The organism is Burkholderia sp. WP9 (genome assembly GCF_900104795.1).
In the GTDB taxonomy this organism is placed as follows: Bacteria; Pseudomonadota; Gammaproteobacteria; order Burkholderiales; family Burkholderiaceae; genus Paraburkholderia.
The window spans coordinates 317193-342726 of sequence record NZ_FNTG01000001.1 but is presented as its reverse complement, the minus strand read 5'-3'; the positions used below and the strand labels follow the sequence as shown (position 1 = coordinate 342726).

The 25534-nt window shown below is 65.0% G+C and carries 18 protein-coding genes and 1 pseudogene; 7 read left to right on the top strand and 12 right to left on the bottom strand.

The annotated features are described in order from the left end of the window. The first annotated feature begins 66 nt into the window (after positions 1-66). On the top strand, positions 67-1275 hold the full coding sequence (locus tag BLW71_RS01505; RefSeq protein WP_091792725.1) for an acyl-CoA dehydrogenase family protein: 1209 nt from the start codon (positions 67-69) through the stop codon (positions 1273-1275). A gap of 12 nt (positions 1276-1287) precedes the next feature. Continuing rightward, complete coding sequence (locus tag BLW71_RS01500; RefSeq protein WP_091792724.1) at positions 1288-2418, top strand: acyl-CoA dehydrogenase family protein; 1131 nt, start codon at positions 1288-1290, stop codon at positions 2416-2418. Between the two features lie 167 nt (positions 2419-2585). Here BLW71_RS01500 and BLW71_RS01495 read toward each other — a convergent pair whose 3' ends face one another. The 4 genes from BLW71_RS01495 to BLW71_RS01480 form a co-directional block, all read right to left on the bottom strand. Continuing rightward, positions 2586-3050 (bottom strand): RidA family protein, encoded by a 465-nt coding sequence (locus BLW71_RS01495; protein WP_091792723.1) that lies wholly within the window; start codon positions 3048-3050, stop codon positions 2586-2588. 77 nt (positions 3051-3127) lie between these two features. Continuing rightward, positions 3128-4651 carry a M81 family metallopeptidase gene (locus BLW71_RS01490; RefSeq protein WP_091792722.1) on the bottom strand — a complete coding sequence of 508 codons (1524 nt, stop codon included), beginning with the start codon at positions 4649-4651 and terminating at the stop codon, positions 3128-3130. Between the two features lie 12 nt (positions 4652-4663). Continuing rightward, positions 4664-5413 (bottom strand): creatininase family protein, encoded by a 750-nt coding sequence (locus BLW71_RS01485; RefSeq protein WP_091792721.1) that lies wholly within the window; start codon positions 5411-5413, stop codon positions 4664-4666. A 128-nt stretch (positions 5414-5541) separates the two neighbouring features. Further along, a complete protein-coding gene (locus BLW71_RS01480; RefSeq protein ID WP_091800235.1) occupies positions 5542-6828 on the bottom strand; it encodes an MFS transporter in 1287 nt (428 codons plus the stop codon). 136 nt (positions 6829-6964) lie between these two features. On the opposite strand from BLW71_RS01480, the gene BLW71_RS01475 reads away from it, so the two are divergent. Continuing rightward, the gene (locus BLW71_RS01475) at positions 6965-7939 is read left to right on the top strand and encodes a LysR family transcriptional regulator (protein ID WP_091792720.1); all 975 of its coding nucleotides are present in this window, start codon (positions 6965-6967) and stop codon (positions 7937-7939) included. A gap of 241 nt (positions 7940-8180) precedes the next feature. Here BLW71_RS01475 and BLW71_RS01470 read toward each other — a convergent pair. The 4 genes and pseudogenes from BLW71_RS01470 to BLW71_RS01455 form a co-directional block, all read right to left on the bottom strand. Then, positions 8181-8819, bottom strand: a pseudogene (locus tag BLW71_RS01470) (hypothetical protein); the annotation flags it as partial. A gap of 338 nt (positions 8820-9157) precedes the next feature. After that, positions 9158-9565 (bottom strand): hypothetical protein, encoded by a 408-nt coding sequence (locus BLW71_RS01465; RefSeq protein WP_091792718.1) that lies wholly within the window; start codon positions 9563-9565, stop codon positions 9158-9160. Further along, positions 9562-10728, bottom strand: a complete 1167-nt coding sequence (locus tag BLW71_RS01460; RefSeq protein ID WP_091792717.1) for a cupin-like domain-containing protein — start codon at positions 10726-10728, stop codon at positions 9562-9564. The genes BLW71_RS01465 and BLW71_RS01460 overlap by 4 nt, the downstream gene beginning before the upstream one ends. Then, positions 10722-11672: a TylF/MycF/NovP-related O-methyltransferase gene (locus BLW71_RS01455; protein ID WP_218157108.1), complete on the bottom strand. Its 951-nt coding sequence runs from the start codon at positions 11670-11672 to the stop codon at positions 10722-10724. The genes BLW71_RS01460 and BLW71_RS01455 overlap by 7 nt, the downstream gene beginning before the upstream one ends. Before the next feature lie 559 nt (positions 11673-12231). Between BLW71_RS01455 and BLW71_RS01440 the strand changes: the two genes are divergently transcribed. The 3 genes from BLW71_RS01440 to BLW71_RS01430 all read left to right on the top strand — a co-directional run bounded on the left by BLW71_RS01440 (position 12232) and on the right by BLW71_RS01430 (position 17489). Next, entirely contained in the window at positions 12232-12912 is a 681-nt protein-coding gene (locus tag BLW71_RS01440) for a DUF3455 domain-containing protein (RefSeq protein WP_091800229.1), read from the top strand. Positions 12913-12985: 73 nt separating this feature from the next. Further along, on the top strand, positions 12986-14077 hold the full coding sequence (locus tag BLW71_RS01435; protein ID WP_091792716.1) for an LLM class flavin-dependent oxidoreductase: 1092 nt from the start codon (positions 12986-12988) through the stop codon (positions 14075-14077). Between the two features lie 193 nt (positions 14078-14270). Then, positions 14271-17489 carry a hypothetical protein gene (locus BLW71_RS01430; protein ID WP_091792715.1) on the top strand — a complete coding sequence of 1073 codons (3219 nt, stop codon included), beginning with the start codon at positions 14271-14273 and terminating at the stop codon, positions 17487-17489. Here the strand turns inward: BLW71_RS01430 and BLW71_RS01425 are convergent. Genes BLW71_RS01425 through BLW71_RS01415 form a run of 3 tightly spaced genes read right to left on the bottom strand, consistent with a single transcriptional unit; the run spans position 17480 to position 22001 of the window. Then, a complete protein-coding gene (locus BLW71_RS01425; protein ID WP_091792714.1) occupies positions 17480-18901 on the bottom strand; it encodes a polysaccharide pyruvyl transferase family protein in 1422 nt (473 codons plus the stop codon). The two genes, BLW71_RS01430 and BLW71_RS01425, sit on opposite strands and share 10 nt — an antisense overlap. After that, positions 18898-20904: a thiamine pyrophosphate-binding protein gene (locus BLW71_RS01420; RefSeq protein ID WP_091792713.1), complete on the bottom strand. Its 2007-nt coding sequence runs from the start codon at positions 20902-20904 to the stop codon at positions 18898-18900. Before BLW71_RS01420 ends, BLW71_RS01425 begins: the two co-directional genes overlap by 4 nt. Continuing rightward, on the bottom strand, positions 20904-22001 hold the full coding sequence (locus tag BLW71_RS01415) for an aromatic ring-hydroxylating dioxygenase subunit alpha (protein WP_091792712.1): 1098 nt from the start codon (positions 21999-22001) through the stop codon (positions 20904-20906). The genes BLW71_RS01420 and BLW71_RS01415 overlap by 1 nt, the downstream gene beginning before the upstream one ends. 474 nt (positions 22002-22475) lie before the next feature. Here BLW71_RS01415 and BLW71_RS01410 point away from each other — a divergent pair, with 474 nt between their 5' ends. Then, the gene (locus tag BLW71_RS01410) at positions 22476-23555 is read left to right on the top strand and encodes a response regulator transcription factor (protein ID WP_286161912.1); all 1080 of its coding nucleotides are present in this window, start codon (positions 22476-22478) and stop codon (positions 23553-23555) included. Between the two features lie 122 nt (positions 23556-23677). On the opposite strand, the gene sctC is transcribed toward BLW71_RS01410, so the two are convergent. Continuing rightward, the gene (gene sctC / locus BLW71_RS01405) at positions 23678-25459 is read right to left on the bottom strand and encodes a type III secretion system outer membrane ring subunit SctC (protein WP_091792711.1); all 1782 of its coding nucleotides are present in this window, start codon (positions 25457-25459) and stop codon (positions 23678-23680) included. Positions 25460-25534 lie beyond the last annotated feature (75 nt).

Here is a 25534-nt window from a genome sequence, read left to right as displayed (position 1 = left end):
CGATACGAATCGACCGGCGTTGCATTGTCCACGCCGGTCGGCCAACCCTCTTCGGAACAACCCGCCATGGATCTGAACTTCACTCCCGAGGAAGAAGCCTTCCGCGCCGACGTGCAAGCCTTCTTGCGCGACAAACTCCCGCAGCGTCTCGCCGCCAAGGTGCACGGCGGCCGCCGTCTCACGCGCGATGACATGGCGGCGTGGCACGCCATTCTCAACGCGCAAGGCTGGCTCGCGAATCACTGGCCCAAAGAGTACGGCGGCCCGGGTTGGAACCCGGTGCAAAAATTCATCTTCGAAAACGAATGCGCGCTGGCCGGCGCGCCGCGCGTGGTGCCGTTCGGCGTCAACATGCTCGGCCCGGTGCTGATCAAATACGGCAGCGAAGCGCAAAAACGCCATTGGCTGCCGCGCATTCTCGACGGCTCGGACTGGTGGTGCCAGGGCTACTCGGAACCGGGCGCCGGCTCCGATCTCGCCTCGGTCAAAACCAGCGCGGTGCGCGGCACGGATGCGCAAGGCGAGCACTACATCGTCAACGGCCAGAAAACGTGGACCACGCTCGGCCACTACGCGAACATGATCTTCTGCCTCGTGCGCAGCGCCACCGACGTGCGCAAACAGGAAGGCATCAGTTTTCTGCTGATCGACATGAACACGCCGGGTGTCGAAGTGCGCCCGATCATCACGCTTGACGGTGAGCACGAAGTCAACGAAGTGTTTTTCACCGACGTGCGCGTGCCGGTCGAAAACCTGGTCGGCGAAGAGAACAAAGGCTGGACTTACGCCAAGTACCTGCTCACATATGAACGCACCAATATCGCGGGCGTCGGCTTCTCGGTGGCCGCCTTCAACCGGCTGCGCAAGATCGCCGCGAAACAGCGGCGCAACGGCCGGCCGCTCGCGGAAGACCCCGCGTTCGCCGCGCGCATGGCGCGAGTCGAAATCGATCTGGAGAACATGAAGACCACCAACCTGCGCGTGATCGCGGCGGTGGCCGGCGGCGGCGTGCCCGGTGCCGAAAGCTCGATGCTGAAGATTCGCGGCACCGAAATTCGCCAGGAAATCTCCTCGCTCACGCGCCGCGCGATGGGTCCGTATGCGCAGCCGTTCGTCGAGGAAGCCTTGCAGGACGGTTTCGAAGGCACGCCGGTCGGCCCCGACGAAGCCGCGAGCGCCGCCTCGCTGTATTTCAACAATCGCAAGCTGTCGATCTTCGGCGGCTCGAACGAAATCCAGAAGAACATCATTTCCAAAATGATCCTGGGACTGTAAGGGGCGCACGTCATGAATTTCCAGCACACCGAAGACCGCCGCATGCTGGCGGACACGCTCAATCGTTTTGTCAGCGAGCAATACGGCTTTGAGGCGCGCGACCGGATCGCGCGTTCGGCGCAAGGCTATAGCCGCGACTTGTGGAGCCGTTTTGCCGAACTCGGCGTGATCGGCGCATTGTTCGATGAAGCGGACGGCGGTTTTGGCGGCGGCGGTTTCGATATCGCCGTGGTGTTCGAGAGCCTCGGCCGCGGCCTCGTGGTCGAACCGTTTCTGGATACGCTGATTGTCGGCCGCGCCGTTGCGCGCAGCGGCGACGAGGCGCAGAAGGCTGTGCTCGGTGACTTGATCGACGGCTCGCGAATCGTTGCGCTCGCGCACGGCGAGCCAGACAGCCACTACGAACTGGCCCGCGTGACGACGCGCGCGCAGCGCAGCGGCGACGCGTGGCGGCTGAACGGCGCGAAAGCGGTCGTGCAGCACGGCGAGCATGCTTCGCTCTTTCTGGTCTCGGCGCGCACGAGCGGTGATGATAACGACGAAGCCGGCGTGACGCTCTTTCTCGTACCGCGCGATGCGGCCGGCGTTAGCGTGCGTGGCTATCCCAGGATCGACGGTGGGCGCGCGGCCGAAGTGACCTTCGACAACGTCACGCTCAACGACGACGCATTGCTCGGCACCGCGGGCGCGGGCTTTGCAACGCTCGAGTACGCGGTTGGCTGCGGTGTGCTGGCCTTGTGTTCCGAAGCGATCGGCGCGATGGATGTCGCTAAAGACTACACGCTAGAGTATCTGCGCACGCGCAAGCAGTTCGGCGTGCCGATCGGCAGCTTTCAGGCACTGCAGCATCGCATGGCCGATCTCCTGCTCGAGATCGAACAGGCGCGCTCGGCGGTGATCAACGCGGCCGCGGCGCTCGGCGCCGAACGCCGGCAGCGGGAGCGCGCGGTGTCGGCGGCCAAGTACAGCATTGGGCGAATCGGCGCGCGCGTGGCGGAGGAATGCATTCAGTTGCACGGTGGAATCGGCATGACGTGGGAACTGCCGCTCGCTCATTATGCGAAGCGTCTCGTGATGATCGATCATCAACTCGGCGATGAAGATCACCATCTCGAACGGTTTGTCGCACTGGGGCGGGAATAGTCGCGACTTGTGGGGAATCGCGATCGGCGGTGCGCGCAGACTGACGGTGAATGCAGCGCCGCCTTCTTCTGACCGCATCGCGATCGCGTCTTCATGGGCCACGGAGATTATGACGACTACCGAGGTCTGCCGGGACTACGCAGGCGCGACTGTGACCAGCGACGTCGTTAACCTATCTCGACGTTCATCTCGAGTTCCACACACGCGCCCAACGGAATCTGCGCCACGCCGAAGGCCGAACGCGCATGCTTGCCACGCTCGCCAAATACCTCCGCCAGCAATTCCGACGCACCGTTCGTCACCAGATGTTGCTCGACAAAATCCGGCGTTGAATTGACAAGACTCATCAGCTTGACGATCCGCGTCACGCGATTAAGGTCGCCCACGTGCGCGTGCAGCGTCGCAAGCAGATCGATGGCGATCGACCGCGCGGCGACGCGCCCTTCTTCCGTTGTCAGGTTGCTGCCGAACTTACCTACCCACACTTTGCCGTCCTTCTTCGCGATATGGCCGGACAGAAAAATCATATTGCCGATTTGCGCACTCATCACGTAGGCGGCCGCGGGTGCGCCGGCAACCGGCAACTCGATGCCGAGTTCCTTGAGTCTGGCGTAAACGTCCTGTTGGACCATGACATGCTCCTTAAATAGTGGGGTGATCAATATGAAATGCTCTGGCTTCGGGCAATGAAACCACGCTGATGCGATGACTACAACGCGGTCGAATCGAACACCATCGCGCCGAGTTCGCCCAGCGACTTCCCGTTCGGACTCAAACGAATTCGCGGATCGAGTCGCCGCCACGGCAGATCGGAAGGATCGGCGGCCATGGGACCAGGTGCTTTGGCGACGAGGATCGTGTCGGCAATCGCCTGAAAGTCCGCGCGGAAGTGCACTGAACTCTTGTTGACGAGAATCTTCATCTGCGCCGGTTCAATGCCCGCGGCGCGATACAGGTTGCGCTCGAACATCTGCGTCTTGATCGAACTCACCGCTATCCTCACTCCGTCGATGCGAAGGCATGCCACAGGCCCAAGATCGCCCGGCATTCCGTTCATCATCGGTCCGTCAAAGCGGAAATGTCCGTCCGAAACATGTTCGACGTAAAAACTTGCTGCCAGCGGTTCGTCTCCGGGCACGCCCGACCGGCCTCCCAACGCGAGTTCGAGCGTCGCACCCACGCCTGCCCGATGGGCCGCAGCTGCCGCCGGTGCGTCCCAGATCATGCCGAGCGCGGCATCGGCCGCGCCGTGGCGCAACAGCGCGCGCGCCATGAACATCGTGTTCGAATCGCCCCCTGCTCCCGGGTTTTCCTGTGTATCGGCAATGATCACGGGCCGCCGTGCGCTGCGGCTGCGCTGCATGGCGTCGATCACCGCCTGGTCCGGCGTGAGGAAGCGAACCGCCCACAGCGCTTCGTGCGCGGCGATGCGTTCGAACAAGGTGTCGATAGCCTCCGTCAACGCTGCTTCGTCATATCCGTAGCCCCAGATCATCGGCCCGCACTCCGGAAAGTCGGCCGCCGGGAACCCCGGTGCGAAGGATAGCGAAGCGATCGTGTCGCGTTCGAGCGAGGTCATGAGTTCATACACGCCGCGTGCGGGTTCGACGAGCGTGCACATCGCGTTGATGGGAATCAGAAACGGAATGCGCCGCGCCGCCCGCTTGAGCGGTCGCCCATTGGTCAACAGATCGTCGAGAATGCGCGCCGCGCGCTCCCCTGTTTGTGCCATGTCGACATGCGGATAGGTCCGATAGGCGACAAGGGCGTCGGCGTAGTTCAGCATTCGCTGGGTCACGTTCGCGTGCAGATCCAGCGTGACGACGACCGGAACGCGAGCACCGACGGCTAACCGGATGCGCTCCAGCAGTTCGCCTTCGCCGTCGTCGGTGTGCTCGGCGACCATTGCGCCATGCAGGTCGAGATAAATGGCGTCGAACGACTCGGTCTCGATGGCCAGCAAAATGCTGCCCGCGATCCGTTCATAAGCGTCTCGCGTCACATGGGCCGACGCACTCGCGCCTGCCCAGATCACCGGGACCAACTCGTGTCCGGCGGCCTCGGCGTACCGGATGAAGCCGGCGACCGGAACGTTGACGCCACGCAGATCCAGTACGCCGGCACCGCGCGCGAGCGCGGGAAAGCCCTCGCCTTGCAGAAAATTTTCCCAGCCGGCGCGGGTGGGCGCGAACGTATTGGTTTCGTGCTGAAAACCGGCAATCAGGATCTTCATTAGCGCAAGCTGTCAGTCCGGTACGCTTTCGCGGCTGAACGCATCCATCTCGCGGATCAGGCTTTGTGCGGCGAGCTTGACCAGCGCGCCGCCCTTTTCCGGCGAGGCGAGCCCCGGATCGGAGCCCATCCGTCCATCGGAATAGCGCGCGCGGAAATCGAGCGCCTCGCGAATCGGTCCCGATGGTGCGATCTTTGGCGAGTAGCTGGCCGTCTTGATCGACCCGGGAAGCGCCCATTGCGTAATGGCGATTTCGGAGGGCGTGGCATGGATGCCATGCCCTTCGGGAAACTGCTCTCGCGCCAGTTCGCCGACGCCTTCCAGATCCCACCAGTTGCACAGCTTCAGCGCGAACCCCGCGCGGCGTTTAGCGAAACTGGCCTCAGCATAGATCTCGGAGAAAGCGGCTTCGATCGACGCGACGTTGCCGCCATGGCCGTTCAGAAACAGGATCTTCTCGAAGCCGTGACCCGCGAGCGAGCGCGTCCAGTCGCCGATCGCGGCCATGAAAGTCGAGGGCCGCAGCGAGATGGTCCCCGGAAAGCCCAGGTGATGCTGCGCCATACCGATGTTGAAGGTCGGCGCAATCAGGATGTCAGCGCTCTTCTCGGCTTCGTGCGCGATGATTTCCGGGCACAGCCAGTCCGTGCCCAAAAGACCCGTGGGACCGTGCTGCTCGTTCGAGCCGATCGGCACGACGATCGAACGGCTTCGTTCGAGGTACTGCCCGACTTCGACCCATGTTGACTGGTACAAAAGCATTTGAAGTTCTCGCTTTCGCCGCTACCCGCAGGAAACGCGGCGCAATAGGGTTGACTGCGGCTCATCGACGACACCTGCGGATAACCGTCAACGAGCATCCTTATCCGGAGCTGGACCTGCCCCGCCCGTTATTCTGAAGGCAACCTGTTCGCGACGAGCAGCACGGCGCCGCATAGCGCCAGACCGGCGACGATCAGGAGTCCAAGATGGAGGTTGCCGGTCGCCGTCTTGGCCCAGCCGATGATCGCGGGTCCCCAGAATCCACCAGACAGGCCGATCGTATTGATCAGGGCAATGCCACCCGCGGCCGCGTCGCCCTTGATAAATTCGGACGGGATCGCCCAGAACACCGTGTACGCCATCCACAGCATGGTTATGGCGCATGTCAGCAGAACGAGCGTGGCGACGAGATGGCCGTCGGTCAAGACGGACAACGAAAGCAAGATGGCGGCGAGCAACGCCGGCACGGAGCTGTGATAACGCCGTTCGCGACGCGCATCCGAACGGCGGCCGATCAGGTACATGCCGAACGCGGCCCCGACGTAGGGAATCGCCGCATACCAGCCGAGCCGGATCGTATCGTCGACACCTTGCGACTTCACGATGGTCGGCAACCAGAAACTCATGGCGTAGATCGACGCGATGATGCAAAAGTACGCGCAAGCCAGCAGATAAATCCTCGGGCTGCGCAGAACAGCCTTGAACGAATGGTCTCCAGCGGGCACGGCTACGAGTTCGGATTCGAGCAGGCGCTTCTCGTCATCGTTCAGCCAGTTGGCCTCGGCGGGCCGATCCGACAGCACGAACAGCGTGAGCACGCCCAGCACGATGCACGGCAGACCTTCCACGAGGAACATCCACTGCCAGCCGGCGAGACCCGCTTTGCCGGCGAGGCTCGTCATCAGCCACGCGGAGAGCGGGCCGCCCACAATGCCGCCGATCGGGCCGGCGAGAAACACGATCGCGATTGCGCGGGCCATACGTGAGGGACCGTACCAGCGCGAAAGATAAAAGATCATGCCCGGCGCAAACCCCGCCTCGAAGATGCCGAGCAGAAAGCGCATTCCGTAAAACATCTGCACGTTGCGCACAAACAGCATGCATGCCGAGGTAATGCCCCACAGCACGAGGATGCGGAAGAAGGTTTTCCGTGCGCCGATTTTCGGCAGCATCAGGTTGCTCGGCAGTTCGAACAGCACGTAGCCCAGAAAGAAGATGCCGGCGCCAACGCCGTAAGCGGCATCGGAAAAGCCCAGGTCGCTTTGCATCTGCAACTTGGCGAAACCCACGTTCACCCGATCCAGATAAGCGAACAGATAACAAAGCAGAAGAAACGGCAGCAGCCTGAAGTTGAGCCTGGCATAGAGCGCGGGAACGTCGTTCCAGCGGGTCGCCGCGGGTTGAATTGTTGCCATGCCAGCCTCCATGTCGAACGTCTTGTTCAGTTCATCCTGTATGCGCATGGTGGCAACTCCGAGCCGGACTAGCAACAGCAACTAAGTTCACGTATCGTTGCCTACAGAGCAACGACAGCGTCGACGGGAGACCGGCATGAGGGAAATCAATCAGCAGCGCCTGCGCTATTTTTATGAGGTGTTGACTCACGGCACGATTCGCGGGGCGGCGGATAGCCTGAACACGTCGCCCTCCGTCATTACGCGGCAGATCAAGCTGCTGGAGGACGAACTCGGCGCCACGCTATTCGAGCGCCAGGCGCGCGGCGTGACGCCCACCGAGGCGGCGGCGCATCTGCTCGAATTCTGGAGAGGGTATCGGTCGCAGCAGGAGAAACTGGAGGACCAGCTTCATGCCATGAAAGGTCTTCAGCAAGGCCATGTTCAACTGGCTATCAGCGAAGGGTATGTCGACGCGCTGATCGACGAGGTGATCGCCCCGTTCTGTGCGCACTATCCCAAGCTGGACATTGGCGTGGATATGCTGCCGGTCGACGACGTGTTGGCCGAAGTGGCCGAGAGCCGCGCCCATATCGGGCTGGCTTACAATCCGCCGCCCCATGCGCGGATTGAATATCGCGCCAGTTCCTCGCAGCCCATCGTCTTGCTGGTTCGATCGGAGCATCCGCTGGCACTGAGAGGCACGCCGGCAAGCGTCGAAGACCTGCTCGCTTATCCCCTCGCGTTGATGCCGGGCAACTTCGGAATTGGCCACGCGGCCAAGATGCTGGAGTTTGCCGAGAACATCGAGATTCGCCCTGCTCTCACCACGAATTCGCTGACCGCGCTCAAGCGCATCGTCGCTTCTGATAACTTCATCACGCTCGTGGGAGAATTCGCTGCGTATCGCGAGATCGCGGCGGGCGACCTGGCCGTCGTACCCATCGACCATCCATTGTTTCGCGGCATCAAGGCGCGACTACTCGTCAAATCCGGCCGCCCGCTCGTGGCGGCTGCCCATGAGTTGCTCAACTGGATCCTGCAGCGCATGACGATGTTTGCGGAGCCGGACGACGCCGGCCGTGGCCGGACGGCTAGCGGCCGGCCACGCCGACGTGGCGCGGCGCGTTAGCACGCACACGAGTGAGCGGCATGCCTGTTCGCACCAAACGGAACAGCGATGTCCGGGCAAGCTGGACAGGCATTTCGCGAGCAGTGCGCGCTGACGTTGCCCCTCTTGTCCGGATTGATTCGGCGAGTTGCAAGCGGAGAGCCGCCGCACCCTCGCGCGATCAGACGGACAGCGTCTGCTGAAAATTCAGATTGGGCGAGTTCAGCGCCAGGTCCGTGCTCAGGTTGGGCAGGTTGAACGAACTGCTGCCGGAAACCGTCTGGTCGAGACCGCCTTGCGCGGCCCACTGGAAGTTGCCCACGCCGGAAACACCGTCGGCGCCGGACACGTCGTGTGTCTCGATCTGCTTGTAGACATCCGGGTTCTGCAGCATGTAGGAAGCCGCGGCCGACACATCGGACGGCGTGCCGGCGGGCGGATTATTGGCCAGCTTATAAAGCTGGTTCGGATCGAGCGATGAGATGCCGTTCTGGCTCATGTAGCTCGCGAGCGCACCGGCCGCGCTTTGTGCGCCCATCATGGCGCCTTGGGTGGAGATCGAATTCATCGTATCGGTTGCGCCCGGCGCGGGCTCGCTGTCGAGCCCGCCCTGCGCCGCCCACTCGAAGTTGCCTACGCCGGAAATGCCGTCCGCACCGGACACGTCGTGCGTTTCGATCTGCTTGTAGACATCCGGGTTCTGCAACATGTAGGCCGCCGCAGACGACACTTCGGGCGGTGTGCCCGCAGGCGGATTGTTGGCCAGCTGATAAAGCTGGTTTGGATCGAGCGACTTGATGCCGTTCTGGTTCATGTAGCTCGCGAGCGTGCCCGACGCACTTTGTGCCATCGCGTTCTGTCCCACCGACGACGAACTCTGCTGCAACGCCTGATTGATCATCGCATCGACTTGCTGCTCCAACTGCTGGATGGACTGATCTTCTGTAGAAAACGAAGCGTCGAAGCTCGGCGTGGCAAGACTGGAGACGGTGTCGTTGGCGATAGCGGTCATGGGATCCTCGGCAAGGAGAAACAGACCGCCGCCGGTCAGGCGGAAATGAAGCGGAGCACAGCGGCGGTCCGGGGTCGTCTAATGCTAATTGGGCGGTCGGCTCCGGTTCCGGCCCACGCGAACAGCGGGCCGAAAATGCGAAGCCATGGCCTCGCGAAGAGGCGTGCGCGGCAGCAGATGACACACCGGCAAACACGCCCGGGTGCCGCGGCAACCCGCGCCACGCATCACTGAACCTGCGCGGCGCCTCGCGCGGCCTGCCCTTCGCAGTAGGCGAGGTACTTGTCGTAGGCCTGTTGCGGCGGCGTTTTGGCGTACTGCCCGTAAAGACGATCGATAAAGGTGGTCAATTCCGCCTGAGCGTACAACTGCCGTTCGATAGGCATCGCCGCCGCCACGCGCTGCGCCTTGCGCAACTCGTCTTCCTTGCTGACGCCGGCATCGCGGTCCTGCGCGATCAGCTTCGCGTTGTTCGCGCGCGTCGTGCAGACCTGCGTCATGGCCGCAGAAGCCTGCGCCTGCGCGGACACCGGGCCAAGCGCCGCCGCCGACGCGAGCAGCGCGCTCACGGCCATGCTGCGTACGAAGGGAAAAAAGCGCGCGCGGGGTGAGTCGCCTGGGGTTGTGCCGATCATCCGGTCCTCGTCGTATTCGATGCAATCGATGTTGAAGGGGTCCTGTCAAGCAGCGTTGCCGCGGTTACGTCGTCGGCAAACCGGCTGATCGACAGCACATGATCCAGCGCCCAGACGCAGTGAAACCAGCCGGTCGGAATCACCAGCAGGTCACCCGGTTCGAGCATGACATCCACGCCGAGCGCATCGGCAAAGCGCGGGAAGCGCGTCAGGTCCGGGGCTGCCACGTCGACGCGGCACGGACGATACGTGTTGAACGCATCGACCGCGTAGACGGCGCGTTCCTGAGCCGGCGCATAGAGCCGCACGCGCTTGCGGCCGTGGAGCTGCGCGAGAAACGAATTCGCCAGATCGCAATGCAACCGCGTGACCAGTGCGGCGGCGCTGGCCCGCCCGAACCAGAGTTGTCCGACGCCGAACAGGCGCGCCGGCAGCATCGGCAGGCAAAAGCGCGCTTCCCATGCGGGCGGTAGCAGGCAGCCTTCCGTGTAGGTCGCAGCGCCGGCGCCGGGAGCATGCTGCGCGACGAACCCGTCGATAAAGTCGGCGACAGTTTGCGCAAGGCCGCTCGACGGGTCCGCGCGCAGCACCGTCGCCCCCTCCTGGGTGCGCCAATCGTCCAGCGTCCACGCGACTTCGGGCCAGCTCACCATGCCGCGCAACACCAGCGGGATGGATGCCTCGAGCGTGTCCGCCAGTGCCGCATGCAGGCTCGTGCCGCTGCAGCCGCTCACCCGCAGCGACGGCACCGTCTCCAGCGCAGCGGGTGCGCGCCGTTGGGCTCGCTCGAGCGCCATGCGCCCCATCGCCGAGGGCCGCTTGAGCAGTTGCAGCCAGTAAGCGGCGAGCCGCTCGGCGCCATCGATCCGCACACCGCCGAGCGCCGTGGCCGCGGCACTGCGGGGATCGAAGCCGGTGGGGTCGTCGAGCATTGCGCTCAGCAAGGCCCGCTTCAGCGTGATGCGAGCTGCGGCGCCGTGCGTGTCGCCACGCGGGATTGGCGCCGACTCGATTCGCCAACCGAAGGTGAAGCGGCGGCTGGTCTCTGCACGATCGCTGACGATCAGATCCACCGTGGTCACTTGCGGCGGCGCCACGTAATGTTCGCCGAGCTGTGCTTCCAGAAGCGCGCTGAGTTCGTCATGCGCGATCATGTTCACCATGGCTTGCGCCAGTACACCGCCTGAGCATTGACACGCATCAGCGGCGCATCGATGCGATGGGCGCTACGGTATTCGTCGACGGCGCGCGCGCAGCCGGTCGGCAGACCATAGTCGTCGACGATCACGAAGCCGCCCGGTGAAAGACGCGGATACAAGGACTCGAGCGCGACACGGGTCGACTCGTACCAGTCGCCATCGAGCCGCATCAACGCAAGGCGCTCGATCGGCGCATCCGGCAAGGTGTCGGCGAACCAGCCGGGCAGAAAGCGCACCCGGCGATCGAGCAGACCCACGCGCGCGAAAGCCTCGCGCACGGTCGCCAGATCGCTGCGCAGGAGGCCGACCGCGCGCATCAGGTGATGCCAGATCGCATCGCGTAGGTCGGTGACCGGGTCCGGCGCGGGCAGGCCCGCGAACGAATCGGCCACCCACACGCCGCGGCCGACGCCGCCGAACGCGGTCAGCGCGGCACGCATCAGAATCGTCACGCCGCCGCGCCATACGCCGGTTTCGATGAAGTCGCCGGGCACGCGTTCGTCGATCACCACGCGCGCCAACTCGACGACGTTATCGAGCAGCACGTCATCGCACATCGTCAGACGGCGCGACTCCTGGTGCATGTGGTTGAGCGCGTGCGCCATGCGTGAGGGCTCGATGCCGGCAATATCGGCAGCCGAGCAGCGGCGCGGCGCAAGCCATTCAGCGAACACACGGTCCGCCTCGGCGAGCCGCTCGGCGCAATCGTCGGCGGTGATCGGCGCCGCTCGAGCCGCCGCGCGATGCGCGGGATCATCGAGGTCGGCCGAGCCGCCAATGTAGCGGCGGATCATGGCCAGGTAGACATAGGCGCGCTCGTTATCGACGGCCAGCATGGATAGCCGCGGATCGGGGCCAGACGAAGAAGCGGAAGCAGGACGCGGAGGATTCGGAAGATTCAATTCCATCGCCGGTTCGGGTGGGCTCTCGGGCCGTTGTGCGCAGAGGGCGTTGCGCAGAAGCTGTCCCGCCAGATGGCGGGCGCTGCGGCAAGCGAGGCCAGTATCCCGCCGGGCCCGGGCACGGTTCGACTGAGGCGCGAATGAATGCATGCTCATGCGAACCACCGGCGCCTTGCCGTTTGCCGTTTGCCGTTTGCCGTTTGCCGCTTGCCGCTTGCCGCTTGCCGCTTGCCGTTTGCCGCTTGCCGCTGCCGCTGCCGTCCTGCCGTCCTGCCGTCCTGCCGTCCCGCCGTCCTGCCGTCCTGCCGTCCTGCCGTCCTGCCGTCCTGCCGTCCTGCCGTCCTGCCGTCCTGCCGTCCTGCCGTCCTGCCGTCCTGCCGTCCTGCCGTCCTGCCGTCCTGCCGTCCTGCCGTCCTGCCGTCCTGCCGTCCTGCCGTCCTGCCCGGCAAGTATGTGTGCCCGTCGTACCTGCGTGCGGTTTTCGATCCAGTCTTTCGTATCGAGCGAGGCAGTAGCGCGCCGGATCAGGTGTGATGCCAATATTGCCCGCCCGCCCCTTGCTCCCATGACCGGTTTTTCGCCCCGCCCCGTGCAGCCGCCGCGCCCCTCGACGCTGTGCCTCATGGCCTGCTGCCTGCTCGCCCTCACCGGCTGCGCGACGGCGCCCAAACCGCCGCCGACCTCCGACGAATCCCTACCCACGGCATTGCGCGCCAGCCAGGACGAAGTACTCCAGGAAGTCATGACCACCCACGGCGACGAAACCTACGTGTGCCGGCGCATCAGGACGAGCCCGCCCGCCTTCGGCGTGACCGCGCGGCCGGACACGCTGCCCGGCGTCGCCCGCGACGGTACGCAACTGGCCTGGGATCCTCTGGGCTCCGAAGCAATTCTCGTCGACGCCGCAGGAAAGAGCGTCGGCACCGTCGCGCCGGGCCGTTACTTCCTCTCCTACGACGGCAGCTACGTGATCGGCAATATCGTCGCCGAAAGCCAGGTTGGTGCGAATGCGCTGACCTGGGTGCGCTACACGGCCCGCTTCGTCGCCGCCCCACGCCCCGGCGAAGGCCGTTTCGCCGACGTCAGTTCGATCCAGCGCATCGACACCTCGGGCGGTTTGCCGCCCCAACCGTTGTGCGAACTCGAAGGCGCGCATCTGCTCGTGCCGTACGGTGCGACGTATATGTTCTACCGCGCGAGGGGCCACGCGCCTGCTGCACTGCCTGCGAATCAGGCCTCGCGGTAACCCCCGCGTCGAATGGGACCGCGGTAGCGCTGCTCAAGCGCTGACGCCGGCCGACTGCTGTACATGGGAGTCGATGATGCAATTTGGTCTGTTCATGACGCTGCCCGCGCCCGAGCCAAAGCCCGCCGCCGAGTTGTACCAGCGCGCGATCGCCATGGCCGAAGCCGCCGATACGCTCGGTTTCAGCCACCTGTGGCTTGCCGAACATCACTTCACGAACTATTCGCACTCGTCGCGGCCGCTGATGCTGCTGTCCCATATCGCCGCGCGCACCCGCCATCTGCGTCTCGGCCCGGCGATCGTGCCGGTGCCGCTGCATCATCCGCTCGTGATCGCGGAAGAACTCGCCACGCTCGACGTGCTGAGCGGCGGACGCGTCGAGGCCGGCCTCGGCAGCGGCTATCAGCGCTACCAGTACGAGCGCTTCCAACTTGTCAAAGGCGCCACCTCGGCCCGCGACGACGAAGCGATCGACGTGCTATTGCAGGCCCTACGCGAACCTCTGTTCTCGCATCACGGCGAACACTTCAGCATTCCCCGCACCGGCCTCGTGCCGCAACCGCTGCAACGCGCGATGCCGGTGTGGCTGGTCGTCAATTCAAGCCGGCGCGAGTCGGTCGAACAGGCCGTGCGGCGACGCGCAAACCTCTTCACCGGCGTGCTCGAACCCATTTCGAAGCTGACCGCCGTACGGCGCCACTATCCGGACCTCGCCACCGGGCTCTCGACAGTACGCATCGGCACACAGCGGCCGGTGTTCGTCGCACAAAACGAAGCGCAGGCCCGCGAGGCCGTCGAGCATGCCCGCTGGAACGGACGCGCGACGCTGCGCCTGCGTCACGATATGGGTGACGTGGTGGACGGCATGGTGCCGGCGCAGCCCCTGCCCGACGAACCCTCCGATGACGTGCTGCGCAACGATTTCCTTGTGATCGGCACCGCCGACGAATGTATCCGCCAGTTGCGCCGCATTCGAGGCGGGCTCGGTTGCGACTACTTCAGCGCAAGTTTCTGGTTCGGTTCGATGCCGCACGACATGGCGATGGAATCGATGCGCCGCTTCGCACGCGACGTGATGCCCGCATTCGCCGGCGATGGGCCTGGAGCGGGCGCGCAACGAGCAGCGGCGTCGCGCCCGCAATGGGAAGCCACGCTCACGTGGTGAAGCGCGTGGTGAATAAAGCGCTGAACCCATTCAGCACGCATGACACGCTTGCCCGCGCGCCCCATTCGCCGCCGACACGTTCGCATCCTCGTTCCAAACTTCGGACTTGCAGCACCGCCGTGTGACGTGGCGATGAAAATTCGTCATCGTCGGCAATCAGCCGATGCGACCGTCCTCACCTGGGAGACCGCTCGTGCCATTCGGGATTCGCAACCCTTTCTCACGCGGCGCGCCGCCGGTTCAGCAACAGCAGCAACCCGCGGCCCCACAGCCGAATCAGCCGCAGGCCAATACGCCCCTGCCCGAAACGCGCGTGGTCGGCGGCCCGCTCGACAAGCTGCGCGCATTGCGCAACCATCTGCCCAGCGCGCCGGTGCAGACGCCGCTTGCAACGGGGCAGACGCGCAGTGACCCGATGCCGCAAGGCTCGCCCTTCAACGACCTGACCGGCAGCGGCGCGAGCCGCGCCTATACGCCGTTTCATACGCGCACGACGGTGCGCGCGTCGCGGCCCGCGCCGGAGATCGAGCCGAGCGCGCAGCAGATGCACACGCCGAAGCCCAACGCAAGCACTCCGCTTGGCGTCAAATCGCACAACAACACCAATGTGAAGAGCGCGGTCGGCAAGAACGAGCGCGCCGCGTCGCAAGCGAGCACCGAACTGCGCAACGAGGCCGCGGCCGACGCGCATCTTGCCGCGAGCTTTCCGGCCGAACCGGGCACCCAGTTCGAAACCGACCGCAACGCGCTGCTGCACGACATCCGCGAAGCGATTCCACAAGCGCGGCGCGGCGATCCGCCGCTCGCCAAGGCGCGCTTTCTCGGTCACGCGCTGGCGGAAGCGACGGGCGGCAACGTGCAGCGCGCGAACGACGTGCTCGGCGTGCTGCAAGGCACGATCGCGCATCCCAACGCGCAGCAGGCGCGCGATGCGTTTGCCACCCGCTGCGCGATGGCGCGCTCGCAAGCCGCTTTCCACGCGCTGCGCGACGTCGAGGCGGCGCCGCCGCTGGGCGGCAATCTCCAGGCGCCCACCGAGCGCGACCGCAAGGTCCACGCGCAAGCCGACTGGCAAACCTGGCGCGCCGCGGACACACTGTTGTCGGCATGGCCGAACGGCATGGAAAAACCCGGCTCACTGCGTGAACTCGGCGAAGCGGCCAACGCCATGCTGCCGGCCGCCGAACGCCACCCCAACACCCAGGTCGCGCAAAGCCAGCAGCAAGCCGCGATCAGCCTCGCGCTGGCGCCGCATACGCAGACTGCCAAGGCGATGCTGTGCGGCAACGCGCTGCTCGACAATCCGCGCGCGCAACCGGACACGCGTTTGCGCTCGGCTTACCTGGCGCATCGCAACGGGATCGCCGAAGCCGATGTCGGCCAGGTGCAGAACCGGATGTTCTCGGTGGTCAAGCACGCGCAGCGCAATGCCACCTCGGCACGCACCGGTTCGTGGATGAACCGCACCGCGCAGCGTTTTCGCAGCGGCGTCAAGCAAAGCTTCGGCCACGAGAAGGACCCGATCTCGGCGCTCGGCATGGGTACTGCCGGCGGTCTGATGGATCATCCGGACAAGGACTTCAGCACGCTCCAATCCATCGATACGGTGGTCGATGCGCTGAATACGCAGGTGGTGAGCGCACCGCAACGGCGGCGCGGCGAAGCGCCGAACAATGCGACGATGAACGCCGCGGTGCGCGCCGCCGCACTGCGCAACTGGAAGGCGAGCATCGGCACCAAGGGCTGGTTGCGCGACGATACGAAATTCGGCCGCCTGCAGCGCAACCAGATTGCGCGCGACGTTGCTGGCGCGCTGAACGTCGACAGGAACACGGTGCGCGACAGCCCGGCGTTCCGCGATCTGCCGAACATGAACGCCGAGACGCTGCGCGCCTGGGCCACCGAATCGGGCGCGGACATGAATGCGCCGATCGGCGCGACCGGCCGCACGCTCGGCGAAAATCTCGACCGTATGCAGGCGATCCGCCAGGATCCGGTGGCGACGCCGGCCACGCCGCAAGGCAATATCGATTCGTTGTGCCATCTGGTCGAAAACGTGCCGAAAACGTGGAGCGTGCAGATGTCGAGCGGCGGCGTGTATGGGCTGGACGCGAACATCTCCGAGAATATCGCGACCGCGCTCGGGCTCGTCGGCGCGCCGAGCGCGTCGGTGGCGCCGGACGTGCGCTATCTGAAAGGCCGTCACGCGCTGCTCGAAGTCGGCTCCACCTCGCATCACGGCGAGATGTTCATCGGCACCGACAACCGCAAGTCCGCGCACCTGGGCGTGGGCGGCTTCATTGGCTGGTCGCTCGCTGGCGGCAAGGCGATGGCAAGCGGCTACGGGTCCGTGATCGGCGGACGCGACACCAGCAATCCCCGCGGCGTGGTGATCCGCACGCCGTTCGACCAGACCGGCAGCAACGATCCCGAGGCATGGCGCGGCAAGATGACCGACGTGGTGCGCACGCTCGGCGGAGCCGGTCCCGGAGGACAACTGCCGCGCACCAAGGACGAATTGTGGAACGGCATGGCGGACAAGTTCTTTGCCGATCCGGACGTGTCGATCGGCTGGGTCGACAACAAGAGCCGTTCGAACTACGGCTCGGTTGCCGTGACGGGTGGCGCGCGTTACGTGAGCCCGGCCAACGTCAAGTTCGGGCCGCTCGTCACGGCCGAGGCCGTGCTCAGTTCGAGCAAGGCACATGCGACCGATCAGAGCGGCGCGCGCAACGTCGACAAATCGAGCAGCGGGCATCGCTTCGCGGTCAACGGCAGCGCCACGCTGGTGGCGAGCCCGCCGCCGGTGCCGATCGGCAACGTCGGGCCCTTCAACTCACTGTCGTTTTCGAGCGCGCCGCTGGTGGGCTTCGGCACGACCCTGATGCAGACCGGCACCGGTTCGACGCTGCGGCTCTATGAAGAAAGCGGCGACATCGTGCCCGAGCGCACCTATCGCGACACCGAGTTCACGAGCGTCGGCAACTACCTGCAATACATCGACAGTCGCAATGACGAATGGACTCATTCGATGAACGGCGACCAGGCGGCGTTGAACCTGTACCAGACCAAGGTCAAGCTCAACGCGACTCGCGGCAATCAGTACTACGGCGAGCGGCAGCGCATCGTGCCGCAGGCGGCCGCCGAGATCAACGCGTATCGCGGCACGCTGCGCATGTACGAGCAGGGCGGCCGCACGCCGAGCGCCGACGAGCAGAGGGAAATGCTGCGGATTCGCGGCGAGATCGCGCGTCTGCTCGAGTCGCCGGCAAGCTGGACGAATCACGTGCTGTACAGCTACGAGTCGAATTCGGCCTCGCGCACGTCGGGGCTTTCGTATGTCGGCACCGCGCAGGCGGTCAAGCAGGTTAGTGCGCAGCGGGAACTGAGCTATCTGTCGGCTCAGGTTTGATCGAGGCGCGCCGCGCCTTCGAGCACGGCACGCACCCGCTCACCCATCCCGTCGAAGCGGGCGCGTTGCAGGCGCGCATAGTCGCCGTATGCGCCCAGCAACGCGCCGCGCACACCTTCATCGCGCAGCGATGCAATGGCCGCGAGCGCGGCCTGCGCGCCGCCGACGTCATCGCAGGCCGCGCTCCATCGCGCGCAACCCGCCTCGCTCAGCAAGCGCTCGATGCGCGCGTCCATCGACAGCCCGAACACCGGCACGCCATGCGAGATCGCGAGCACTGCCGCGTGATAGCGTGTCGTCACCACACATGCGGCATGCGCGACCGTGGCGGCCACTTCGTCGAGCGTCTGCGGGCCGCGCGCGACGATCTCGATCGGGAACGGCACACGGGCCGCCAGATCGGCGCAGGCGCCGCGATCGAGTTGCTCCATGCCCACCAGCACCGGCGTGTACCCCTGCTCCCTCAAGCCGACAGCAATCCGCGCGAATCGATCCAGATAGGCGTGATAGGCCTCGGCGCGCGACGCGTCCCAGCAGTGGAAATGCAACGGCCCATAGCGCAGCGGCGATACTTCGCGACGCGCGTCGAGCTCACGCGCTCGCGCCGCGTCGGCGTGCACCGGCCACCAGAACGGATTGTTGGGACAGAGCACCGCGCGCCGTGGGCCGTGCGGCCCATCGTGAGCCCGATCGCGCACTGCGGAGTGTGCCCGATAGGTCCACGCGGTATCGGCGCCCGCTTGCGCGCTCACACCGAGCGACGCGAGCTGCGCGCGCGCCGCGTCGTTGCGGCAAATGACTTCTCCGGCCTGCGCGTGGCGTTCGACAAAGCGCGTGAGCGCTGCGCTCATCGTGCCGCTATCGACACCGTACGCAATCGCCGCCCGCCCGTGCGCATGCGCGAGCGCGATTCCGCCGATCAGCACGCCCGCCAACGAGTCGGAAAACTTCGACGTATAGGTCGAGCCCTCCACGTTCAGCACGAGATCGGCGTCGCGCACGGCGGCGTCGAGCGCATCGGGCAGATACGGCAGCGCGGGCATGAGACGCGGCGTGCCGGCAAGCAGCGGATGATCGAAGCAGTCGCCCAGCGCGAACAGCGTGATACGGGGCTCGCGCGGCGCGAGCAGACGACGCAACTGCGCGATCGTCTCGATCGTGCGCAGATCGGCACCGGTATTGCCCGCGCCGCTGTAGCCGAGCAACAGCACGCGCGGCGTGTCGCGCAATGTGTTGCGCGGCGCGTTTCGATTTTCTCCGGGATCGCTGCGCACGGGCGCACGCCGCGCCGCGTCGATGCGTCGCCGCATGTCGTCGAGAAATACCTCGTCTGGCGCGGGAGCGTCCGCATATCGGTTCAGCGCGGCGAGCGACCGCTGCAATGGGCTGTCGGCAAGGTCCCAATCCATCATGCCGCACCTAACGCTTGAGCAAGTTGCTGCATTTGCAGCGCACCGGAGTACGGATCGACCGCCACTTCGACGATCGTCACGCCGGCGTGATCACGCGCCTCTGCGAGCGCCTCGTCCAGCGTGTCTCGCGTCTCGACACGGCGATGCGCCAGCCCGAACGCCTGCGCCAGTGCGCCGATATTGAGCTGGTAAGGATTGCGGATCGTGCGCCGATAAGCCGGTGCTCGCGAGATCGGCAAGAAGTCGAAGATCGCGCCTCCGCCGTTGTCGAGCACGCATAGGCAGGCCGGCGTACTCACACGTTGCGCGCTCGCCAGCGAGGAGAGATCGTGAATCAACGCCTGATCGCCGAGCAGCAACAGACCCGCATCGCGGCGCGCGAGCGCTTCGCCGATGAACGTCGCCAGCGTGCCGTCGATGCCGCTCACACCGCGGTTCACATAGATAGTCTGGCGCGCGGCACGCACGTCGTAGCCGATATCGGCGTGACGCATCGACATGGAATTGCCGAGATGGACGAAGGCAAAGCCGGGCACAGCCAGCACGCGATGAACCGCCGACACTTCACCCCAGGGGAGCGCCGCAACGCACGCGCGCCGTTCGCGCGCACCGTAGGCGGCAACGCTCGCCCAGCGGTCACGCCAGGAAAAGGCGACGGGCGCGGCAGGCTTCGCCGCTGTGTTGGGACTGGCACTGGTACTGGCAGTCCGACGTAACGGCACGGGCACGGCCTCGCACAACGCCGCAGCCATCTCATCCAGCGTCGCTGGCGAAGCGGCGACCACCACATCGCGCGGATCCAGCGCCGGGTGCAGATAGTCATGCGCGACACGACAAGGCGCGATCTTGATGGTGGGCACGTCGGCATGCGTTTCGAGGTACGCATGCAGCACCGGCATGACCGGCGCGAGGCCGAAGCGCACGATCAGTTCCGCGCGCGCCGACGCGAGCCGCGCCGCGCCGCCGAACACATCGAATGCGTTGACGATCAATGCGCCCGCCGCGCCGTGCGCAGCCGCTTGCGGCGCCAATGCAAACGGCCCCGAGCGCAGCCCGCTGCCCGCATCGGCAAGCACGGGAAAGCCACTCGCCGCGGCCAGCGCGAAGATCGCCTCGGGTGGCACGCCCGGTTCCGGGCCGACCACGATCAACCCGTCGAGACCGTCACTGAGCGGTCGGCTGCCGCGCCTCGCGAGCACACGCGCCATGACGCGTTCGACGATCAGCGTGGCAGACCTGTCGGATAAGCGGGAGTCGGCGTATAGAGACGCGCTGCGATCTTGCGAAGCAGTGGGCGCACATGCGCCGCTGTCTGCCTCGGTCCGCGCGGCTCGTGCCGCGCGGACCGTCCCGAGCGACACCGGCTGCGTTTCGAGCGCGTCGTAGACACCGGCCAGCGGAACGTTCAGATGCACTGGACCACGCGTTGGCCGCATCGACGATGGATGCGCGTCGGCGCGTGACAGGCTGTCGCCGAGATCGGGCACGCCCTCGAACATGGCGGCCAGCACGGCCGCGATCTCGCCGCGCGCTCGCTCCACGGCTCGTGCGGAGTCCTCGGGATCGGCCAGGTCCGCCTGTGCGCGCACGAACGCGCGGGTCGCACCGAGATGGTCCGCCGTCTGTCCGAAGCCAGCGCCGCGCAGCCCACGCGGCCGGTCGCACGTCAGTACGACAAGCGCCACACCGCAGGCGTCCGCTTCGGTCAAGGCCGGCAAGACATTGGCAACCGCCGAGCCGGACGTCGTGACGATCGCGACCGGTGCGCCGCTCGCTTTCGCGATCCCGAGTGCGACGAACGCGCCGCTGCGCTCGTCCGTACTGATCATTTCGACGGCGATTCGTGGATGCGCGTCGAGGGCAAGACACATCGCGCTCGCGCGGCCACCGGGACACAACACCGCATGACGCACACCGGCCGCGCTCAACATCTCGACGATGAACTCCACCCATACCGTGTTGAGTGATTCACCGCGCGCCGCGGTGGCGGGAACGGCGCTCATCACGCCAACGCTTGCGAAGTGTCCGCCACCGGCGTAATCGCGATCGTGCGCGCCTGCGCAGCGTTCGCCCCTTGCTCCGCCGCAATCAGCCGCTCCATCACGCGTCGTGCGCGAATCGCGCCGGCGTCGATGGGCAGCAGCGCCGGCTGCATCGCCCAGAAGTCGTTGTCGCCGAGATTCTTCTGCTGCGCTTCGAGCATCGGCAAGTCTTCGCACTCGAACGGCTTCATCAGACCTTCGACGGCATAGCGCACCAGACCGCGCGCCGCGTCGCCCATCTCACTGGGCAGACCGAACGCGAAGAAATAGTGTGTCGTGCACTCGGTTTCCGGCGTCAGCCAATGCGCGGACGGCGCGATCAGCCCCGCTTCGCGCGGCATGCCCGCCGCCGTTACGCCGACCACGATGGAGAGCAATCCGGGAGGCGTCCAGCGCACATCCATCCAGCGATCCACCCGCGTGCCGGGTGGAATCCCGAAGCCTTGCGCGACGAACGGCTGCAGCGCTTCGTCGTAAGTGCTGCGGCGAACCCAGACTGTATCTCCGAGACTGCCCGACTGCACGTCGCCGCGTGCAATTGCCTCGCTGCCGAGCGTGTCGGGATGGAGGAACTGGAAGTGGCTCAGATCGAGCAGGTTATCGGCGCTCAGCTGATAGTGGGCGCGCGTATGCAGATAACCGTCGTGCGTGACGTTGGTCGCGGGATCGACGAAAGGAAACGACGGCACCAACGCCGCGTCGGCGTGGGCGGGGTCGCCCGGCCAGAACCAGATGGCGCCGTAACGTTCGATCGACGGGTACGCACGCACCTTCGCGCCCGCCGGCACGCGGCCGTCGCCGTGCGGATTGTGCACGCACTGCCCGCTCGCGTTAAAGCGCAGACCGTGATACGGACATTCGAGCACGCCGTCGACGATACGGCCTTTCGAGAGCGGCGCGAAGCGATGCGCGCAGCGATCGTCGAGCGCGACGGCACGCTGTCCGGCATCGCGATACAGCACTACCGGCCGCCCGAGCAGCGTGCGCGTGAGCGGCAGGTCGGCGCGAACCTCGTGCGCAAAAGCGGCGACATGCCAGGCGTTTAACAGAAAGGACATGAGACCACTCGCAATGGAATCGGCAGAGGAAAAACACGGCGCGGCGCCGCATTGGGCGGCCGCCTCATGCGAGTGTAATTAGCCCGGTCATCCCACAGATTCAACAAAGCTCAGGCAAATGCGAAGCCGCATTCACAAAATGCGCATTCGAGATGCTCAACAAAGATAAATACGGCTTGCGAACCTGAAAGGTGCTGCGAACCTTGCTTCGCATGCGATTCCCGGCGGCCCGGGTCTCTTTTACCCGTTAAGGCAAACGATAAGGTAATTGATGCCGAATTCGTATTTAGCCGTTCATCTCCCGGCTAATAGCCGCGATCTGTCCGGTTATTGACCGGATTGAAACGATGCGAAACAAATTCCGAATCTTTCATGCTGCTTCAGTGCATGTTAGGGCGAAACAATTCGTTACAGCCCTGATATTTTAAGGACCGTAATTTTCGGGACAAGCAACGCGGTTTGGGAAGCAAACTTATGCATCAATCCCCGGAGGGCATGTTGAAATTCGCCGTGATGACTACCAGCAGCAGCCTGTTCAATCTGATTTGCCAATGCTTTCGCGACGATACGATCGAATGCTGCCGCTTCCTCGATGACGTCGCGCTCTCACGGGCGATCTATCGGGAGGACTATCACGCCATTCTTGTGGACGCGGCAACGGGAATCGACGCGACGCGCGCGGTCTTCGCAAGGCGAGCCTGCTATGGCGACCGCCGCGCGCCGTTGATCGTGATCGGCGCGTTTGCCGATCGCGACAGCATCGAGCGCGCTTTCGAAGTCGGCGCCGACGACGTCGTGCTCTCACCGATCGACCAGGGAGAACTCGAAGTACGCACCTACCAGGCATTGCGCCGCTTTCAGTCGCCGCCGCCGTTGCAATCCGAAGATCGGGCCGAACTCGGCCCTTACCGGCTGGACCGGCGTACCGGCACGGTGCTGGTGGACGAACGCGAAATCCGCCTGACGGTTCGTGAGTTCGCCATCGCCTGGCTGCTGTTCTCGCGCGCGGGTGAATATGTGAGCCGCCGGCAGATTGCCGGTGCGATCTGGAGCAGTACGGAAGATATCGTCGGACGCACGCTCGAACAGCACATCTACAAACTGCGCAAGAAGCTGGGGCTGAACGGCGCGTCAGGCGTTCAGCTACGCACGATGTATGCACACGGATATCGCGTCGAGTTGTGCGACGGCAAGCAGGATGCCGATGCCATCATGCCGGAGATCAGCGAGGCCGAGCGGGCCGTCAATGCGATCGAGGCGATCACAGAAGTCGTCGATATCGCTCGCGACGAAGCGAACAGACAAGGCATCCGGCAAACCGCGCGCGTTTCCCGAACGCTCGATGTCCACGAAAAAGACAGTGAAGCCGCTCGCAGCGCGCAACCGTGGGCTCAGTATGCCGCCATGTGGCACAGCGGCACCGCGCATATCGTGAACCCGGTTGTGGGCATCGGCACGCGCGGTGCCGAATCGTCGGTAAGCGAGGCTTCGTCGGCCTTGTCGTCGTTCCCGATTCCCGCCGCGCTGCTGGGCAGCAACGGGCGGCGGGGCTAATGCACGGGCAAAGGGACGCACACCACCGCTGAGGAAAGCGGGTGTGCCAATCGCAAGTGGGGGCACTTACGACGTCGAACTTGACGCCCCACGTGCCCCCGCGTTCAGCAGCGGCCTTCCGATTACAGATCCAGCACTCGCGGCGACAACAGAAAGACGCGTTCCATATGCGAGCGCTCATCGTTGTTGTAGCGGAACAGTGCGCCGATCAGCGGAATTTTCGATAAGCCCGGCACGCCGGTCACGCCGTTCGAGTTGTTGTCCACGCTATAGCCGGCGATCAACAGGCTCTCGCCCTGGCCGACAAAGGCCTGCGTATTGATCTCGCTGCTGGTGATGACCGGAATGTTGTCGACCTGCTGGCCGGTGAGCTGACCGTCTTCGATATGCACTTCGAGCTTGATGCGCATCTGGCCGTCCTCCTGCACGACCATCGGCAGCACACGCAGCGAGACGCCGGTCGACACGCTGTACAGATCCGCCGATGTATAACCGGACACACGCACGAAGAACTTGGTCTTGTTGTCCATTACGGCTTCGACGTTGTCGAGCGTGGCGACCTTCGGCGACGCATCGATCTTTGCCTTCGAGGTGGTCTGCAACGCGTTGACGCGCGCCATCAGATAACGCCCCGCATCGCCGAGCACGGCGGTAATCGAGGCGCCGACCGGTGTCGCTGAGACCACCGTGGTGCCGTCGGCGAGTGTCGTGGTGCCGAAGTTCGGGTTGATCGAGCCGTTCGCGTAGCTGTTCTGCTGATAGGTTCCGGTACCGGTCTGGAAGTCGAGATGACTGTTATGCGCGCGCCAGTCCACGCCGATTTGCGCGAGCACGTCGTCGTCGATTTCAATGATGTGCGCTTCGATCTCGATCAGCTTGGGTCGCGTGTCGAGCTGATCGATCAGCGAAGCGTACTGGTCGATGCGCTGCGGCGTATCGCGGATCAGCACCGAGTTGGTGGTCGGATCGGGCTGCATGATCGGCAAGGTCAGATCGCCGCCGCTTGGCGGGCTCGTCTGCGAAGCGCCAGGCGCATTCGCGTAGCCGACGTTGCCGGTGCTGCCGTAGTTGGACGGCTGCGCATTGCCGACCAGCCCGCCGAGCGCCCCACCCTGGCCGTCGGCCATATTGGGCGGCAACGGCGGGTTCAGCTGGCCGCCGCCGCTATTGCCTCCGCCCACGTCGTTCATGGCCGGCACGCGCTGCATGTTCGGCGCTACCGAGGTCTGCGACTGACCGCCGCCCTTCTCCTGCCTGGCGTGATACATGTTCGACAGCACGGTGGCCACACCCGGCACGGTGATCGTGTTGCCGTCGATCTGCACCTTGTGATCGGCGGCCCATGCGTGCTTGAGCTTGAACACGCGAATCACCGAGCCGCTGCGGCGGCTCGCATTGTCGTCGAGGCGTTTTGCGATCTCGCTCACCATCTGCACATACTGCGGCGGACCGTTGACGATCGCCGTGCCCGCGCTCTCGTCGTATACGACCGGGAAGCGCGCGTCGTCGACACTCATGGTATGCAACGCTGCTCGCAGATCGGAAGCGGATGCGTGATCGAGCTTGATCACCTGGTGGGTGACGTCGTTGGCGCTGCTGATCGACAGCACGCTGCCGTCATAGAACCAGACGAAACCGAACGTCGACGCCAGCGTGTCGAGAAAGCGCTGCGGCGACATGTCGAAGCGGCCCGTCACCGCGCCCTGAACATTGCCCGCGATCGACGCGGCCACGCCCTGGCTCGCGGTGAAATCGCGCAGCACGTCTTTGAGATCCTTGCCTTCGACGGCGATATGCACCGTCGTACCGCGCCACCGCACGGGCGCCGCACTGGCGGGTTGCAGCGTGCTCAACGTGAGGGACGCCGCGAGCCACGCGGCGCAGAACAGCGTCTTCGATTTCATGGAGTCGACTGTGTGAGGGTGATGGAAAAAACCGCGAGCGCCGCAGCGCAACCGGAGCAGCAACCCGTGCCGCAA